Origin of the sequence: Streptosporangium sp. NPDC002721, from assembly GCF_042888905.1 — a bacterium.
GTDB lineage: Bacteria > Actinomycetota > Actinomycetes > Streptosporangiales > Streptosporangiaceae > Streptosporangium.
This window is the reverse complement of sequence record NZ_JBIAQI010000015.1, coordinates 121284-139449: the sequence shown is the minus strand read 5'-3', so window position 1 is coordinate 139449 and position 18166 is coordinate 121284. Positions and strand designations below refer to the sequence as shown.

10 protein-coding genes are annotated in these 18166 nt (G+C 70.9%); 8 read left to right on the top strand and 2 right to left on the bottom strand.

Features of this window, described 5'->3' with window-relative positions; genetic code table 11:
- Positions 1-135: 135 nt before the first annotated feature.
- The 5 genes from ACFYWM_RS22710 to ACFYWM_RS22690 all read left to right on the top strand — a co-directional run bounded on the left by ACFYWM_RS22710 (position 136) and on the right by ACFYWM_RS22690 (position 8608).
- Positions 136-1830 carry a serine/threonine-protein kinase gene (locus tag ACFYWM_RS22710; protein WP_389917424.1) on the top strand — a complete coding sequence of 565 codons (1695 nt, stop codon included), beginning with the start codon at positions 136-138 and terminating at the stop codon, positions 1828-1830.
- Positions 1831-1947: 117 nt separating this feature from the next.
- Positions 1948-2961, top strand: a complete 1014-nt coding sequence (locus ACFYWM_RS22705; protein WP_389917423.1) for an NAD(P)-dependent oxidoreductase — start codon at positions 1948-1950, stop codon at positions 2959-2961.
- Between the two features lie 133 nt (positions 2962-3094).
- On the top strand, positions 3095-4444 hold the full coding sequence (locus tag ACFYWM_RS22700; protein ID WP_389917534.1) for an FAD-binding oxidoreductase: 1350 nt from the start codon (positions 3095-3097) through the stop codon (positions 4442-4444).
- A gap of 14 nt (positions 4445-4458) precedes the next feature.
- Positions 4459-5718, top strand: coding sequence for a class I SAM-dependent methyltransferase (locus tag ACFYWM_RS22695; RefSeq protein ID WP_389917422.1), 1260 nt, complete (start codon positions 4459-4461; stop codon positions 5716-5718).
- Positions 5719-6214: 496 nt separating this feature from the next.
- On the top strand, positions 6215-8608 hold the full coding sequence (locus ACFYWM_RS22690) for a discoidin domain-containing protein (RefSeq protein ID WP_389917421.1): 2394 nt from the start codon (positions 6215-6217) through the stop codon (positions 8606-8608).
- 220 nt (positions 8609-8828) lie between these two features.
- Here ACFYWM_RS22690 and ACFYWM_RS22685 read toward each other — a convergent pair whose 3' ends face one another.
- Positions 8829-10361: a long-chain fatty acid--CoA ligase gene (locus ACFYWM_RS22685; protein WP_389917420.1), complete on the bottom strand. Its 1533-nt coding sequence runs from the start codon at positions 10359-10361 to the stop codon at positions 8829-8831.
- Positions 10362-10525: 164 nt separating this feature from the next.
- Between ACFYWM_RS22685 and ACFYWM_RS22680 the strand changes: the two genes are divergently transcribed.
- The 3 genes from ACFYWM_RS22680 to ACFYWM_RS22670 all read left to right on the top strand — a co-directional run bounded on the left by ACFYWM_RS22680 (position 10526) and on the right by ACFYWM_RS22670 (position 15093).
- A complete protein-coding gene (locus ACFYWM_RS22680; protein ID WP_389917419.1) occupies positions 10526-12091 on the top strand; it encodes a GMC family oxidoreductase in 1566 nt (521 codons plus the stop codon).
- Between the two features lie 390 nt (positions 12092-12481).
- On the top strand, positions 12482-13714 hold the full coding sequence (locus ACFYWM_RS22675) for a cytochrome P450 (protein WP_389917418.1): 1233 nt from the start codon (positions 12482-12484) through the stop codon (positions 13712-13714).
- A 104-nt stretch (positions 13715-13818) separates the two neighbouring features.
- Positions 13819-15093: a cytochrome P450 gene (locus tag ACFYWM_RS22670; protein WP_389917417.1), complete on the top strand. Its 1275-nt coding sequence runs from the start codon at positions 13819-13821 to the stop codon at positions 15091-15093.
- A gap of 135 nt (positions 15094-15228) precedes the next feature.
- Here the strand turns inward: ACFYWM_RS22670 and ACFYWM_RS22665 are convergent, their stop codons facing one another.
- Complete coding sequence (locus tag ACFYWM_RS22665) at positions 15229-18015, bottom strand: hypothetical protein (protein ID WP_389917416.1); 2787 nt, start codon at positions 18013-18015, stop codon at positions 15229-15231.
- Positions 18016-18166 lie beyond the last annotated feature (151 nt).

Below are 18166 nucleotides of genomic sequence, written 5' to 3'. Positions count from 1 at the left end.
ATCACGGCCGCCCCTCCCGCCCAAGTAGAACAACATTCGGCTTTCCATGGCAAGACACATCGCGAGGAGTCGCGTGGCGCCCGCGCGTGTATGGGAAACTTGCGCCCTCTCCGAATGGGACCTAGGGGTTTTGCGATGACATATCCGCACAGTGAACGGGTGGTCGCTGGGCGCTATCGATTGCTGCGAGAGCTCGGCAGGGGCGGCATGGGCGTCGTGTGGGAGGGCTACGACACCCTCCTCAACCGCTCGGTCGCCGTGAAGGAGGTGCTCCTGCCGCCCAACCTCTCCCCGGCCGAGCACCAGGTCCAGCTGACCCGCACCTCCCGCGAGGCCAGGACGGCGGCCAGGCTCAACCACCGCGGCATCGTGGCGATCTACGACGTGGCGGAGCAGGACGGCCGCCCCTGGATCGTGATGGAGCTGGTCAGGGCCCGCGGGCTGGACGAGGTCGGCCTGCTGCCGGTGCACCAGGTCGCCGACATCGGCCGCCAGGTCCTGTCGGCCCTGCGCGCGGCCCACGAGGCCGGGATCCTGCACCGCGACGTCAAGCCGAGCAACATCCTGCTGGACGCCGAGGGCCGCGCCGTGCTCTCCGACTTCGGCATCGCCGTCATCGAGGGCGACACCTCGCTCACCCAGACCGGCATGGTGACGGGCTCGCCGAGCTTCCTGCCGCCCGAGCGCGCCACCGGTGTCGACGCCGGCCCCTGGTCCGACCTGTGGGCCCTCGGCGCCACCCTCTACGCGGCCCTGGTCGGCCACGGGCCCTTCGAGCGCCGCGACGCCATCTCCACCCTCGGCGCGCTCCTCACCGAGGAGCCCGACTTCGGCGTGCTGCCCCCGGAGACGCGGGCGGTGCTCACCGGCATGCTCCAGCGGGAGCCCGCCCACCGGCTCACCGCGCAGCAGGCCGACGCCATGCTGGCCGAGGTCATCAACGACCCGGCGACCGCGGCCCGCCGCACCGGGGAGACCGCCGTCCGCCGCGTGGGAGGGACCGGGGGCCACCGTACGGGAGGGATCCCGAGCGGTACGCAGGAGAACTTCAGCCGCATCGGCAAGGCCTCCCACCACGCCGGAGGGTGGGACGGGCACGAGACCAGAAGCGCGGCCGTGTCCGGACGCCGGAAGGGAGGGCGGCTCCCGCTGATCGTGGGGGCCGTCGTGCTCCTGGCGGCCGGGGGCGCCGCGGCGGCCGTGGCGATGTCACAGCCCGAGCAGCGGCCGGTGGCCCGCTCGGCGCCCACCGTCGTCGAGGCCACCCCGGAGCCGACGGAGGAGAACGCGTCGGAGACCCCCACCCCGACCCCCACTTCCAAGCCCAGCAGGACCAGGGCGGCGGCGGTGCCCGCCGGAGGGCTGAAGACCTGGCGGGCCCGCCCCCCGGAGAACTGGTCCATCGGCTACCCGGCCGGCTGGAACGGCGACTGGGCGGCCGAGACGGGCTACACCCAGTGGCTGCGCCGCGACGGCGCCGCCCACCTGTCGGTGGAGCCGCTGGAGGGGGGCGTCGACGGCCTGGAGTCGCTCCAGGAGATCGTCAAGGAGAACGTGGCCCAGTGGAGCGACATCCACTCCGAGGACACGGCCAAGATCCCCCTCGCCTACGGCGCCGGGCTCCAGTGGGAGTTCACCTGGACGATGAAGGACAGCGGGGGAGCCCCCTGGGCCACCGCCGGGGTGACCTACCACGAGGTACGGCGCTTCGTCGAGGTGGGCGACTCGGTCATGGTGCTCAGCTGGACCACCCACGACGACGAGTGGGTCGCCCAGCAGGCCCTGATGACCCGCGTGTTCGACAGCTTCCACCCGCGCGGAGGCGAGTGACCCGTCCCGCGGAGCGCGGACCCCGCGCCCGACGGCCTACCCCTTGCAACCCCCCAAGGTCTTCAAGTCCCCCGAAGTCCCCAAAGTTCCACGTTCCTTCCCCTGGAGGCGAGTCACATGACCCAGAGCACGTCCGGCGGCCTCCACCCCGAGGCGGCGGGCGGCGCGCCCTGGAGGGTGCTCGCGCTGCCGCCGCTCCCCGAGGAGGCGGTGCGCAACCTGCTCGGCTCGCTCGGTGACCGGGTCGCCGTGTCGGTCCCCGCGGCCCGCGACCGGGAGTCGCTGCTGACAGCCCTCGGCGAGGCCGAGATCGTGGTCGGCGACTGGAGCGGCGGGCTCGCCCTGGACGCCGAGGCCGTCCGGGCCGCGCCGAACCTGGCGTTCGTGCAGCAGCCCTCCGTCGGCGTGGACGGCCACGACCTCGCCGCGCTCACCGGGGCGGGCGTGCCGCTGGCCAACACCGCGGGGGTGAGCGCGATCGGGGTGGCCGAGTGGTGTCTCGCCGCCGCGCTCGCGCTGTCGCGGCGGCTGCTCGACGCCGACGCCGCGGTCCGCGCGGGACGCTGGCCGCAGCTGGAGCTCGGGCCCGCCGAGCTGTACGGCTCGCGCGTCGGCATCGTCGGGTTCGGCCCGATCGGCGAGGCCGCCGCCCGGATGTTCGCCGCCCACGGGTGCGAGGTCTCCTACTGGACCCGCACGCCGCGCGAGGTGCCCTACACCTACCGTGAGCTCGGTGAACTGGTCGCGAGCTCCCACGTCCTCGTCCTGGTCGTCCCGCTGACGGAGGAGACCAGAAGGTTCGTCGACCCCTCCCTGATGCCCGCGGGCTCGCTGCTCGTCAACGCGGCGCGGGGGCAGGTGGTCGACTCGGCGGCGCTGCTGTCGGCCCTGGAGTCGGGGCATCTGGGCGGCGCCGCGCTCGACGTCTTCGACACCGAGCCGCTGCCACAGGACGACCCGCTGCGCACCGCCCCGAGGGTGCTGCTCTCGCCGCACGTGGCCGGGGTGACCCCCCAGTCGACCGGTCGCCTGATCCGGTGCGTGCTGGACAACCTGCAGGCCGCGATCGAGGGCCGCCCCGTCGCGAACGTGGTCAACGGGGTCGACGCGGTGGTCGGTCGAAGATCGTAAGAAGGACGGTCGTAGAGTTTTCCCGTGTTTAACGCGCCCTGCCTGGCTCCGGAGACATCCGAGTTATAACGTGCCTAGGGGCGATCTTTCCAACGAGGTCATGGGGGTGATCACCGTGCGACAGATGACGGGGATGTCGGCGCACCGTCAGGCGGTGGAGCAGATCAGGGAGTCCTACGCCGCCCTCCCGGGAGACGCGGTGCCCCGGCTCTCCAAGGCCACCACCAACCTGTTCCGGTTCAGGGACGGCGCCCGGTCGGCGAAGCTCTCGGCCAGGGACCTCGACCAGGTGATCCAGGTCGACCCGGTGGCGATGACCGCCGAGGTCCAGGGGATGACGACCTACGAGAACCTGGTGGACGCCACGCTCGCCCACGGGTTCATGCCGTACGTCGTGCCGCAGCTGAAGACGATCACGCTGGGCGGAGCGGTGACGGGGCTCGGCATCGAGTCCACCAGCTTCAGGGACGGCCTGCCGCACGAGTCGGTGGAGGAGCTGGAGATCCTCACCGGCGACGGCAGGATCGTGGTGGCCCGTGACGACAACGAGCACCGCGACCTGTTCCGCGCGTTCCCCAACTCCTACGGCACGCTCGGCTACGCCCTGCGGATCCGCATCAAGCTGAAGCCCGTCCAGCCGTACGTGAGGCTGACCCACATCCCGTTCGGCGACGCCGACAAGTGCATGCTCGCGATGCGTGAGATCTGCGAGCGCGGCGAGTACGAGGGCGAGCGCGTCGACTTCGTCGACGGCACGTTCTTCGGCCCCGGAGAGCTCTACATCACGGTGGGCCGCTTCGCCGAGCGCGCCCCGTATCTGTCCGACTACACCGGGATGCGCATCTACTACCGGTCGATCCAGACCAGGACCCGCGACTGGCTCACCGTCCGCGACTACCTGTGGCGCTGGGACACCGACTGGTTCTGGTGCTCGCGCGCCTTCGGCGTGCAGACCGCGCTGGTGCGCTCCCTGATGCCGCGCAAGTGGATGCGCTCGGACGTCTACCGCAGGCTCGTCGGCCTCGACCGCAAGTACGGCGTGGTCGCCAGGGTCGACCGCTGGCGCGACCTGCCCGTGCAGGAGTCGGTCATCCAGGACATCGAGGTGCCCGTCGAGCGCGGCGCCGAGTTCCTGGAGTTCTTCCACGACAAGGTCGGCATGGCGCCGGTCTGGATGTGCCCGCTGAGATCCGACGGCGAGTGGCCGCTCTACCCGCTGGAGCCGGGACGGCTCTACGTCAACTTCGGCTTCTGGGGAACGGTCCCCCTCCCCAGGGGGCAGTTCGACGGTTACCACAACCGTCTGATCGAGAACCGCGTTCACGAACTGGAGGGGCATAAATCGCTGTACTCCACTTCGTTCTACCCGGAGGATGAATTCTGGCGGTTCTATAACGGAACCGCCTACTGGCCGGTCAAGCGGGCATACGACGGGGGTGGCCGGTTGCTCGACCTCTACGACAAGTGTGTTCGGGGGCGTTAAGAGAGGCTGATTCTGTGTTGCTCGCAGAGATCTTCGAGAAGGTCATGGGGCCCGAGGCGGACGTGCGCTTCGTCGCCTACGACGGAAGCAAGGCCGGGCCGGCCGGTGCCGACATCAGTGTCGAGGTGAAGACCCCGGCGGCCGTCGCGTACCTGGCACAGGCCCCCGGAGAGCTGGGTCTGGCCAGGGCGTACGTGTCCGGTCACCTCGACGTCGACGGCGACATGTACACCCTGCTGTCCCGCATGTGGTCGCTCACCGTCAACGACATCCCGGTCGGGCAGAAGCTCTCGGCCATCCGGGCCCTCGGGGTCCGCCCGCTGCTGACGCGGATGCCGCCACCCCCGCAGGAGGTGCGGCGCAGCGTGCTCGCCCGGATGGGCAGCAGGCACGCCAAGCAGCGCGACGCCGAGGCCATCCACCACCACTACGACGTCTCCAACAGGTTCTACTCCTGGGTGCTCGGCCCCTCCATGGCCTACACCTGCGCGGTCTTCCCCGAGCGGGACTCCACGCTGGAGGAGGCGCAGCGCACCAAGTTCGAGCTCGTCGCCCGCAAGCTGGACCTCAAGCCCGGCATGAGGCTGCTGGACGTCGGCTGCGGCTGGGGCGGGATGGTCATCCACGCCGCCCGCGAGTACGGCGTGAAGGCGCTGGGGGTCACCCTCTCGCGCCAGCAGGCCGAGTGGGCGCAGAAGGCCATCGCGGAGGCCGGTCTCGGCGAGCTCGCCGAGGTCCGCCACATGGACTACCGCGACGTGCCGGAGACCGGCTTCGACGCCGTCAGCTCGATCGGCCTGACCGAGCACATCGGCAAGGACCAGCTGCCCTTCTACTTCCGCTTCCTGTACGACAAGCTCGTCCCCGGCGGGCGGCTGCTCAACCACTGCATCACCCGCCCGACGGGCACGGAGAAGACCCTCAACGCGGGCGGCTTCATCAACCGCTACGTCTTCCCCGACGGGGAGCTGGAGTCGGTCGGCTACCTGGCCCGCCAGATCGAGGACACCGGCTTCGAGATCCGCCACGAGGAGAACCTGCGCGAGCACTACGCGCAGACCCTCCGCTTCTGGTGCGCCAACCTCGACGAGCACTGGGACGAGGCGGTCCAAGAGGTCGGCGAGGGGACGGCGCGGGTCTGGCGCCTCTACATGGCGGCCTGCGTGGTCGGTTTCGAACGCAACAAGATCCAGCTCCACCAGGTCCTCGGGGTGAAGCTCGACGCCGACGGCACGGCCGGCGTCCCGCTCCGCCCCTCGCTCGACTGGCCCTGACCTCCGCGACACGCGCATCCACAACACGCGCATCCGGGACACGCGCACACGGGAGACCTCCGCGCGGGAGACGCTCGTACGGGATGTTCCTCTACGAGAATCCGCGCGGGCGCTCAGGTGAACGCGTTCACACCGGACTCTCCGGCCCCCGCCACGGACACCCCGTGGCGGGGGCCGTTCGTTTCCCGCCACGAGACGCGCGCCTTGGAACGGTCCGGACGCAAACACCGAACGCAAATTCTTGCAAGTTGATGCCGGAAGATTTCATCTACATTTCTGACTATTGCGTTTGCGTATCGGTTCCTGTCAGGATGACGCAGGCAGCCCGCTGCCGCGCCGGGGACGGCGCGGGCCGCTCCCGTGCCTGTGGCGTGCGGCTTTCCTCCCGGGCGGAACGCGTTCCGGCCGGACACGCGGGCTCACCGGCACGGCACCCCCCCGCCCCCGGAAGGAGCGGCGAAGCACGGATGGCCGCTCCGGACGAAAGGAGTCTCACGTGGCCGTCTCGCGCCGGAGGTTCATGACCTCCGTGATGTCCGGGTCCGCCCTCGCCGCGGTGTCGTCGTCGCAGCTACTGTCCGCGCTGGGCAGCGCGGCCCACGCCGCCAGCCCGCCCGGGGACGTGGTCGGGAAGATCACCGTCGGCTACCAGGGCTGGTTCGCCTGCAAGGGCGACGCCGCCCCGATCAACGGCTGGTGGCACTGGAGCCAGGACATGTCCCAGAGCCCCTCGCCCTCCAACAACACCATCGTCGCCTGGCCCGACATGCGGGAGTACACCAACGCCTATCCCACCGCTTACGCCAACCTCAACAACGGCCGCCCCGCCACCCTGTTCTCCTCCTACGACCAGCAGACCGTCGACACCCACTTCCGCTGGATGCGCGAGAACAACATCGACACCGCCGCCCTGCAGCGCTTCAACCCGATGGGCGGCGAGGGCCCCACGCGTGACGCGATGGCCGCCAAGGTCCGCGCCGCCGCCGAGGCCAACGGCCGCAAGTACTACATCATGTACGACGTCACCGACTGGACGAACATGCAGCCGGAGATCAAGACCGACTGGCTCACCAAGATGAGGGCGCACACCGCCTCGTCGGCCTACGCCGTGCAGAACGGCAAGCCCGTCGTCGGCATCTGGGGCTTCGGCTTCAACGACCCCAAGCGCCCCTGGGCGCCCGGCCCCTGCCTGGACGTCGTCAACTGGTTCAAGGCCCAGGGCTGCTACGTGATGGGCGGGGTGCCCACCCACTGGCGGCGCGGCGTCGAGGACTCCCGGCCGGGCTTCCTGGACGTCTACCACGCCTTCCACATGATCTCCCCGTGGATGGTGGGGCGCATCGGGACCATCGCCGACGTCGACCACTTCTACACCAACGTCAACCTGCCCGACCAGGCCGACTGCGACGCCCACGGCATCGACTACCAGCCCTGCGTGCTGCCCGGCGACGTCACCACCCGCCAGCGCCGCCACGGCGACTTCATGTGGCGCCAGTTCTACAACATGGTCCGCGTCGGCGCGCAGGGCATCTACATCTCCATGTTCGACGAGTACAACGAGGGCAACCAGATCGCCAAGACCGCCGAGACCCTCGCCGACGTCCCGGCCAACTCCGGCATGCTCGCCCTGGACGAGGACGGCACCGCCTGCTCGGCCGACTACTACCTGCGCCTGACCGGCGACGGCGGCCGGATGCTCAAGGGCCAGATCGCCCTCACCGCCGTCCGCCCCACCCAGCCCATGGTCGGGGGCGGCGACCCCACCACCAACCTGGCGCGGGGCAAGACGGTGACGGCGAGCAGTCACAACCAGAACTTCGTCCCGCAGAACGCGGTCGACGGCGACCCGAACACGTACTGGGAGAGCGCGAACAACGCCTACCCCCAGTGGCTCCGGGTGGACCTGGGGACGGCGGCGGCGGTCGGCAGGGTGGTGCTGAAGCTGCCGCCGCAGGCGGCGTGGCAGGCCCGCACGCAGACGCTGTCGGTGCAGGGCAGCACGAACGGGTCGTCGTTCACCACGCTCGCCGGACCGGCGGGACACTCCTTCGACCCGGGCTCGGGCAACACGGTGACGATCACGTTCCCCGCCGCCTCCACCCGGTACGTCCAGCTCACCTTCACCGGCAACACCGGCTGGACGGCCGCGCAGCTGGGCGAGCTGGAGGTGTACGGGTCCGTCACCGGGGGCGACACGCAGCCGCCGAGCACCCCGGGCAACCTCACCGTGACCGGGAAGACGGCGACCGGAGTGTCGCTGTCGTGGTCGGCCTCCACCGACAACGTGGGGGTGACCGGCTACCAGGTGCGCCGGGGCGGCACCGTCGTGGCCACCGTGCAGGGCACCGCGCACACGGTGACCGGGCTGAGCCCCGCGACGGCGTACACCTTCACCGTCACCGCCCACGACGCGGCCGCCAACGCCTCGTCCCCGTCCAATACCGTGACCGTGACCACGGACGCCGCCCCGAACGCCAACCTGGCGCGCGGCAAGGCGACGTCGGCGAGCAGCCACACGCAGAACCTCGTCCCGGCGAACACGGTCGACGGTGACGCGAACAGCTACTGGGAGAGCGCGAACAACGCGTTCCCGCAGTGGATCCAGGTCGACCTGGGCGCCGCCGCGACGGTCGGCAGGGTGGTGCTGAAGCTTCCGCCGCAGGCGGCGTGGCAGGCCCGCACGCAGACGCTGTCGGTGCAGGGCAGCACGAACGGGTCGTCGTTCACCACGCTCGCGGGATCGGCGGGCCGCTCCTTCGACCCGGGCTCGGGCAACACGGTGACGATCACGTTCACCGCGACGTCCACCCGGTACGTCCGGGTGAACGTCACCGGCAACACCGGCTGGCCCGCCGGGCAGCTGTCCGAGTTCGAGGTCTACTCAGCCTGACGTCCCGGTCGCCCTGACATCGTGGCCGGCCCGACACCTCGGGCCGGCCTGACATCCCGGTCGGCCCGACGTCTTGGCCCGGCTCGGTTACCCCGGCCCGGTTGTCCCGGTCGGCCCGGAACCTCGGGGACGGGCTCCTGACGGCACGTCGCGTGCCGTCAGGAGCCCGGCCCCGCCGCCGTTCGCGACCTCATGGAGGTCAGGTGGCGGGTGCGGCCCCTCAGCGGAGCTCGCGCTTGAGGATCTTCCCGGTCGCGGTCATCGGCAGCGCGTCGCGGAACTCGACGATCCGCGGGTACTTGTACCCCGCCATGTTCTCCTTGCCCCAGGCGATGAGCTCCTCCTCGGTGATCGTCGCGCCGGGGGTGCGGATGACGTACGCCTTGACCTCCTCGCCGTGCGAGTCGTGGGCGACCCCGACCACCGCCGCGAGGGAGACCTCGGGATGGGTGATCAGGACCTCTTCGAGCTCGCGCGGGTAGACGTTGAATCCACCTCGGATGATCATGTCCTTGGCCCGGTCGATGATGGAGTAGTAGCCGTCGGCGTCGCGGGTGGCGATGTCGCCGGTGCGGAACCAGCCGTCCCGCATGACCTCGGCGGTCGCCTCGGGCCGGTTGTAGTAGCCCTTCATGATGTTGTGGCCGCGGATCGCGATCTCGCCGGGCCCCTCGCCCTCGATCGTCTTCCAGTCGCCGTCGATCAGCTTCATCTCCACGCCCCAGATCGGCGTGCCGATCGTGCCGGGCTTGGTGGGTTTGCCGAGCTGGTTGAAGCTGGCCACCGGGGAGGTCTCCGACAGGCCGTACCCCTCCAGGATGCCGACCCCGAAGGTCTTCTCGAAGTCCTTGAGCACCTCGACGGGGGAGGAGGCGCCGCCGGCGGCCGCGATCCGCAGCGAGGTGGGCACCTCGTCGCCGTCCGCGTGGATCTTCGTCAGCATGGCCCAGTACATGGTCGGCACGCCCGCGAACAGCGTGATGTTCTCGGCGCGCATCAGCTCCAGGGCCGGTCCCGGCTCGAAGCGCGGCACGAGCACGACGGTCGCCCGGCGCAGGAACCCGGCGTTCATGACGACGGTCTGCCCGAAGGAGTGGAACAGCGGCAGCACCGCCAGGTAGGCGTCGCCGCCCTCGGTGCGGGGGAACATGCCGTCGGAGACCATGGCGTTGAGCAGCATGTTCTGGTGGCTGAGCTCGGCGCCCTTGGGCTGGCCCGTGGTGCCGCTGGTGTACAGGATCACCGCGGTGTCGTCGGGTGAGGTCTGCACGGTCTCGAACTCGCCGGAGACACCCTCCAGCGCGGCCCACAGCGTCTCCCCGTACTCGGACTCGGTGGCGAACGCGGCGGCGGGCAGGACGAAGAGGTGTTCGGCCGAGGAACCCTCGAAGCCCGCCCTGCCCCGCTCGCCCAGCGGCAGCTCGGGGGTGCCCTCGAAGCAGAACAGCGCCTTGGCGTGCGAGTCCTCCAGGTGGTAGGCGATCTCCCTGGACTGCAGCAGCACGTTGAGCGGCACGACCGTGGCGCCCGTCTTGAGGATCCCGTAGTAGACGAACGGGAAGTAGGGCAGGTTGGGGCAGGCCAGCGCCACCTTGTCGCCCTTACCGATCCCGCGGGAGACCAGTAGGTTGGCAACCTGGTTCGCGATGGTGTTGACCAGGGAGTACGGCAGCCGCAGGTCACCGAAGACCAGTGCGGTGCGGTCGGGGGCCTCCCTGGCGCTGTCCTCCAGTGCGATCGACAGGTTGAGCATCGTGCGTCCTCCTCCGAGCAAGCTCTGACTCGCTCATACTGGCAGCCCGGGATACTGACCGGTAGGTAACACGGTGACAAATTGACGGGCAAGGCATGGGGACGTAAGTAAATAAGAGCACGCTTACGGGGAGGCGAGCCGGCTGGTTGTGCGATGAAGGGTCGGTGAGCGTGGAGTACGACTACGTCGTCGTGGGTGCGGGGTCGGCGGGATGTGTCCTGGCCAACCGTCTCTCCGCCGACCCCGGAACGAGCGTCGCCCTCGTCGAGGCGGGCGGTTCCGACCGCGGGCTGGAGGTCCGGATGCCCGCCGGTTTCTCCAAGCTGTTCAAGACCGAGCGCGACTGGGACTTCACCACCGCCAGGCAGCCCGAGCTGTCCGGCAGGGAGCTCTACTGGCCGCGCGGCCGGATGCTCGGCGGGTCCTCCTCGATGAACGCCCAGATGTGGGTGCGCGGGCACCGCGCCGACTACGACGGATGGGACGTGCCGGGCTGGTCCTACGAGGAGGTCCTCCCGTACTTCCACAGGATCGAGCGCCGCACCGGCTCCAACCGCGGCGGCGTGTACGGCACGGCGGGCCCGATCCACATCTCGGAGCTGCGCTCCCCGAACCCCGCGACCGCGCTCTTCCTGCGGGCCTGCGAGGAGTTGGGCATCGCCCGCCTGGAGGAGCTCAACGGCCCCTCCAACGAGGGCTGCTCGCCGACCCCCGTCACCCAGCGCAGGGGCCGCCGCTGGAGCTCCGCCGACGCCTACCTCGCCCCCGCGGCCAGGCGGCCCAACCTCACCGTGCTGACCTCCTCGCGCGTACGCCGGGTGCTCGTCGAGAACGGGCGCGCGACCGGGGTGGAGTACGGCGGCGACAACGGGGACGGCACGGCGGTGGTGAGGGCGCGCCGGGAGGTCGTCCTGTCGGCCGGAGCGATCGGCTCACCGCACCTGCTGATGCTGTCGGGCGTCGGCCCGGCCGACGAGCTGCGGGCCGCGGGTGTCGAGCCGGTCCACGAGCTGCCGGAGGTCGGCGCCAACCTCCAGGACCACCTCGCGTCGGGCGTCTTCCTGCACTGCCTCAGGCCCATCACCCTCGCGGGGGCCGAGTCGGTCGTCAACCTGCTCCGCTTCCTGACCGGCGGCCGGGGCATGCTCACCTCCAACGTCGGCGAGGCCGTGGCGTTCATCCGCACCTCCGAGGAGGAGCCCGCCCCCGACATCGAGCTGATCTTCGCCCCCGGTTCCTTCATCAACCACGGCCTCACCCCGCCGCCCGGCCACGGCCTCACCATCGCCTCGATCCTGCTCCGGCCGGAGAGCCGCGGACGCCTCTCGCTGGACGGCCGGGACGTCGTGATCGACCCCGGCTACCTGACGGCGGAGGCCGACGTCCGGCGGCAGGTCGCGGGGCTGCGGAAGGCGAGGGAGCTGTTCGGCACCGAGGCGCTCCGGCCGCTCGCGGGGCCGCCGATGGACCCGTACTGGGACCCGAGGAGCGAGGAGGAGCTCGTCCGCTGGATCCGCGAGCGCAGCGAGACCCTCTACCATCCGGTCGGCACCTGCCGGATGGGCGACGATCCCGGGTCGGTGGTCGACCCGGTCCTGCGGGTCCGGGGGATCGCCGGGCTGCGGGTGGCCGACGCCTCGGTCATGCCGCTCATCACCCGGGGACACACCCACGCGCCCACCGTCATGATCGCCGAAAGGGCCGCCGACCTCATCGCCGCCGACCGCTGACCCGCCCCCTCCTTTCTTTCCGGTCTCTCCGTGGACGGCTCTTTCCACGGACGGCTCTTTCCGTGGACGGCTCTTTCCATGGACGCTCCTTCCGGCGGACATCTCTTTCCGGCGGAAGCAGGACCGCGGGACCGTACGGCCGCTGAGCAGCGAGTTCCCGACCGCCGGGGCGCCCTACGGCCACGGGCCCGCACGGACGGACGGACGGACCAGCTTGGCCAGGCCGTGGCCTTCCTTTCACCGGGTTCCAGGCGGGAGCATGTTCCCAGGCCGGGCGCCTCCCATGTCGGGAACGTTCCCGGAAGGCCGGCGACCTCGTTCTGGGCTGGTTGAGCCGAGGGTCCTGTGGCAAGATCCATGAAACAGAATGCGGTTCTAGTGGAGGCTGGCATGACGGTTTCACTCGCGGACATCGACCTGTCGGACATCTCCTTCTGGGAGCGGCCGATGGCCGAGCGGGAGGCCGCCTTCGCGGTGCTCCGCGCGCAGCCGGGCCCCCTCCTGTTCGCCGAGCCCGAGATCTCCTTCGCCCCGCCCGGCCCCGGCTACTACGCCCTGGTGCGGCACGCGGACATCATCGAGGCCAGCCGCCGCGCCGACATCTTCTCCTCGGGCCGGGGGGCGACCTCCGTCCAGGACCTCGGCCCCGAGTTCGGCGAGTACTTCGGTTCGATGATCAATATGGACGATCCCCGGCACGCGAGGCTGCGCAGGATCGTGTCCCGGGCGTTCACGCCGAAGATGATCAAGCAGTTCGAGGCCGACGTCGACGCCGCGGCCGTGAGGATCGTGGACGACCTGATCGAGAAGGGGCCCGGCTGCGACTTCGTGACCGAGGTGGCCGCCAAGCTGCCCCTGAAGATCATCTGCGACATGATGGGCATCGGCCCCGAGCACTACCAGGCGGTCTTCGACGCCACGAGCATCATCCTGTCGGGCGGCGACCCCGAGTTCATCGCCGACGTCAGCCGCGCGGCCGAGCTGCTCCTCGGCGCGGGGCAGGGGCTCCAGGACCTCGTCATCTCCCTCGCCGCCGAGGGCGGAGACAACCTCATCACCGCCCTGACCAGCGCCAACATCGACGGCGAGAAGCTGACGATGCAGGAGCTCGGGTCGTTCTTCATCCTGCTGGTGGTGGCGGGCAACGAGACCACCCGCAACGCCATCTCCCACGGCCTGCACCTGTTCACCGAGTTCCCCGACCAGCGCGAGCTGCTGCTGCAGGATCTGGACGGGCGCCTGCCCGGTGCCGTCGAGGAGATCGTCCGCCTCGCCTCGCCCGTCGCCTGGATGCGCCGCAGCCTCACCCGCGACCACGAGATGAACGGCCACCTCTACCGCGAGGGCGACAAGGTCCTGCTGTACTACTGGGCCGCCAACCGCGACGAGAGCGTCTTCACCGACCCGTACCGCTTCGACATCCGGCGCACCGAGGGGCCGCACGTCGGTTTCGGCGGCCCGGGGCCGCACTTCTGCCTCGGCGCCCACCTGGCCCGCCGCGAGATCACCGTGATGTTCCGCGAGCTGTTCACCCGCCTGCCCGGCATCCGTTCGGCGGGGGAGCCCGACCGCCTGCGTTCCAGCTTCATCAACGGCATCAAGCACCTCGACTGCGACTTCTGAGGGCGGCCCGGGGTGCCTTCCCAGAGCGGTTCGCGGACGTCTTCCGGGAGCGGCCCGGGACGCCTCATTGACGCAAGCGTTTGCTTTCCCAAATGATGGGCGCCATGAGCGTGACGCCAGCCGAGCGGAAGCCGATCGTCTCCGCCGACGACTTCGACCTGTCGGACTCCGACTTCTGGGCCAGGCCCATGCGGGAACGGGAGCACGCCTTCCGGCTCCTGAGGGAGCTGGAGCGTCCCGTCTTCTACCAGGAGATGGAGACCCCGCTGATCCCGCGAGGGGTCGGCTACCACGCGCTGGTCAGGCATGCCGACATCCTGGAGGCCAGCCGCAACCCCGAGGTGTTCTGCTCGGGGGACGGCGGGGCCACCAACATCCTCGACATGCCCGCCGAGTTCGCCGAGTACTTCGGTTCGATGATCAATATGGACGACCCCCGGCACGCGAGGCTGCGCAGGATCGTGTCCCGGGCGTTCACGCCGAAGATGATCAAGCAGTTCGAGGCCGACGTCGACACCGCGGCCGCGAGGATCGTGGACGACCTGATCGAGAAGGGATCCGGCTGCGACTTCGTGACCGAGGTGGCCGCCAAGCTGCCCCTGAAGATCATCTGCGACATGATGGGGATCCCGGAGAAGGACTACCGCACGGTCTTCGACAGGTCCAACGTCATCCTCGGAGGCTTCGACCCCGAGTACGTCGGCCTCGACATGAACACCGTCGCGGAGAGGCTGCTCACCGCGGGGATGGAGCTGCAGCAACTCGTCCAGGACCTCGCCGCGCACCGGGCGGAGCATCCCACGGCCGACCTCACCTCGTCGCTGGTCAACGCCAACATCGACGGCGAGAAGCTGACGATGCAGGAGCTCGGGTCGTTCTTCATCCTGCTGGTGGTGGCGGGCAACGAGACCACCCGCAACGCCATCTCCCACGGCCTGCGCCTGTTCACCGAGAACCCCGACCAGCGCGAGTTGCTGCTGCGGGACCTCGACGGGCGCCTGCCCGGTGCCGTCGAGGAGATCGTCCGCCTCGCCTCACCGGTCAACTACATGCGCCGCAAGCTCACCCGCGACCACGAGATGAACGGCAACCTCTATCGCGCGGGGGAGAAGGTGGTGTTCTACTACTGGGCCGCCAACCGCGACGAGAGCGTCTTCACCGACCCGCTCCGCTTCGACATCACCCGTGACCCCAACCCCCACATCGGCTTCGGCGGCCCGGGGCCGCACTTCTGCCTCGGCGCCCACCTGGCCCGCCGCGAGATCACCGTCATGTTCCGGGAGCTGCTCCGCCGCGTCCCGACGATCGAGGGTGGCGCTCCCGAACGGCTCCACTCCAGCTTCATCAACGGGATCAAGCGGATGGAGTGCACCTTCTGAGCTCTCCGTGGCCTTCAGCGGCTTCGTGGCCTTCGGCGGCTTCAGCGGCCTTCGGAGCCCGCCGGGCCCGCGACGGTCACCACCCGCCGCGCGGCCCTCGGGGTCTCACCCCGCCGCGCGGCCCGTGGGGTGTCGCTACCCCGCCGCGCGGATCGACTTGAAGACGGTGTTGATGTCGGGGAGCAGCTCCTTCTTGCTGTCCGGCACCGACATGTAGACGATCGAGGGCAGGTCGGCGCCGGTGCTCACCGCCGCCACGACCATGGTCGTCTTCGAGTCGCCCGAGGTGATCTCGTACGCCGCGAGCTGACCGGGCAGGCCGTTCACCGACAGGGTCTGCTGGGCGGTCTTGCGGGCGGTGTTGTCCTCGGGGAAGAACTTGTTGCGCCCGCTGGAGGCCACCGCGTTGATCACCGGTGCGAGGTTCTCCGGCGAGGTGTACTTGCTCTTCAGACGCGGGGAGAGCGGGCCCGACATCAGCTGCGCGAACTGGGTCTTGCCCGTGGAGTCCGTACCCGCCGGGAGGTACTGGCGGGTCGTGAAGCCGTAGGTGGTGGGCACGCTGGGCCGCTGGTCCTGCCGCCAGGGGGCGCCGAGCTGTGCCAGGGTGATGCCCGCCTGCTGGTCGGTGAGCGTGCCGGCCACCGGCGACGCGTCGCCGGTGAAACGCGGCAGGCGGCCGACGGCGGCGGGCTTGGCGGGCTTCTTGGTGGCCGTCGCCGAGGGCTTGGGGTCGGAGGCGATCTCCTCGCCGCCGGCGAGCGGCCCGGCCAGGAACGCCCAGAGCACCGCGCCGAGCAGCGCGATGGCCACGGACCCGGCCAGCGCGAAGATCCAGACCGGTCGTCCCTGCTCCTCGTCCTCGTCCTCGATGGCCTGGTAGTTGTCACCGAAGACCGTGTTCCACAGCTCCTGCTGGCGCTCGGGCGGGGGTGTCTTCGGGCCGCTGATCTGGCCCGCGGTGACGAACGGCCTGTTCGGGTCGGACGGGTCGCGGCTCAGGTGATGTCCGGGCTGACCGGGGTGGCCGGGCTGACCGGGGTGGCCCGAGTGTCCGGGCTGACCCGGCTGACCCGGCTGGCCGGGCTGGGGCGGAGGCGGGGAGCCGGCCGCTCCGGGGTGGAGGGGGGTCGCCTGAGGTGAGGGCGCGCCGGTGGCCGCCGCGTTCGCCGCCAGGGCCCACATCGCGGGGTTGTCCGGCACGCCGTAGCTGCGCCGGCCGTTTCCGTCGTCCGTGCCGCCGTCAGGTGAGGCGCCTCCGAAAGGGGGGCCGCCGGGGACGGCACCGGAAGGGGCGCCCTGGGCACCTCCCTGCGCGAGGCCCGGCTGAGCGCCCCCGAAGGGAGCCGCCGGAGCGTCGGCGCCCGCCCACGAGGGGGTGAACGCCGAGGTCTGCGCGTCAGCGGGACCTCCGTTCCCCGGGGAGGAGGCCGGAGGCCACGCGTGCCCGCCCGCCGGGGGTGTGGGCGGCCACTGGGCGTTCCCCGCCTGCGCGGGTGAGGGCGGCCACGCGTTGTTCTCCGCCGGCTGTGCCGGGGGCCAGGCGGGGGTGTCGTGCCCCGGTCCGGTGGGCTGCCGCGTCTCGCCCGCCGTCGTGCCGGAACCCTGCCGGTGCGCGTCCCCCTGCGGTGTGGAGGGCTGCGGTGCGGAGGTCTGCGGGCCGGACCCCTGCGGATCGGAGGCCTGTGCCCAGCCGTTGTTCCGCGGGCCGGTCGCCTGGGCCCAGCCGTCGGCCTGCGGGCTCTGCGCGCGGCCGTCGTCGTGGGGCGTGGTGCTGGGCCAGCCGGCGTCGGGCGACGCGGTGGCCCGCGCCCAGCCGTTGGACGAGTCGGCCTGAGGGGTGGGGGCGTGCCGGGTGTCGCCGTCCTGTGACGGGGCGGACTGCGGCCAGCCGTTGTTCGGGGAGGACGGGGCGCCGCCGTCGTTGGACGGCGCGGAGGCCTGCGCCCAGCCGTCCTGGGACTGGGACTGGGACTGGGTTTGCGAGGGGGTGGGCTGGGGCCAGCCGTTGCCGGGGGAGGTCTGGTGCCGGTTGTCGGCGTCCTGGGGGCCGGACGCCTGCGCCCAGCCGTCGGCCTGCGAACCGGACCCCTGGGAACCCGATACCTGGGACCAGCCATCACCCTGGGAGCCGGACCCCTGGGAACCCGATGCCTGCGCCCAGCCGTCGCCCTGGGGGGTCGACGCCTGCGCCCAGCCGTCGTTGCGCGGGTCGGACGCCTGGGCCCAGCCGTCGGCCTGCGGGCTCTGCGTACGGCCGCCGTCGTTGGACGGCATGGAGGCCTGCGCCCAGCCGTCCTGCGAGGGGGTGGGCTGAGGCCAGCCGTTGCCGGGGGAGGTCTGGTGCCGGTTGTCGGCGTCCTGGGGGCCGGACGCCTGCGCCCAGCCGTCGGCCTGCGAACCGGGCCCCTGCGGGCTGGATGCCTGGGACCAGCCATCACCCTGGGAGCCGGACCCCTGGGAACCCGATGCCTGCGCCCAGCCGTCACCCTGTGAACCGGACCCCTGCACGGATCCTTGGGGGCCGGACGCCTGGGACCAGCTGTCACCCTGGAAGTTCGACGCCTGCGCCCAGCCGTTGTTGCGCGGGCTGAAGGCCTCCGACCAGCTGTCGCTGCGGGGGTTGGACGCCTGTGCCCAGCCGTTGTTCTGCGGGCCGGTCGCCTGGGCCCAGCCGTCGGCCTGCGGGTTCGGCGTACGGCCGTCGTCGTGGGGCTGGGGGCTCTGGGGCCTGCCTCCGGAGGAGGGGCCGCCGCCGGGTGAGGTCTGCCACGAGGAGCCGTTGCCGCCCTGCGGCTCGTCCTGGGGGCGGGACGGCCGGGCACCGGAGCCGAGGGGGTCGTTCGGCCGCGAGGGCGACGGCTCGGCAGCCTCCGGCCATGCCGAAGGCAGGTGGGACTGGCTGGACTGCTCCGAGGCCATGCTTTCCTTACCTCCCGCGCGGGTGCCCGAATTAGGCGTATTGGGCATGGTCTCACGTGAGACGGGGGGGCTCGCAGGGAAACCGGAGAACGCCCCCCTGAACTGGAGTCCGGTGGGGTCGGTCGGTGGATCCTGCATGGGCAGGCCGACC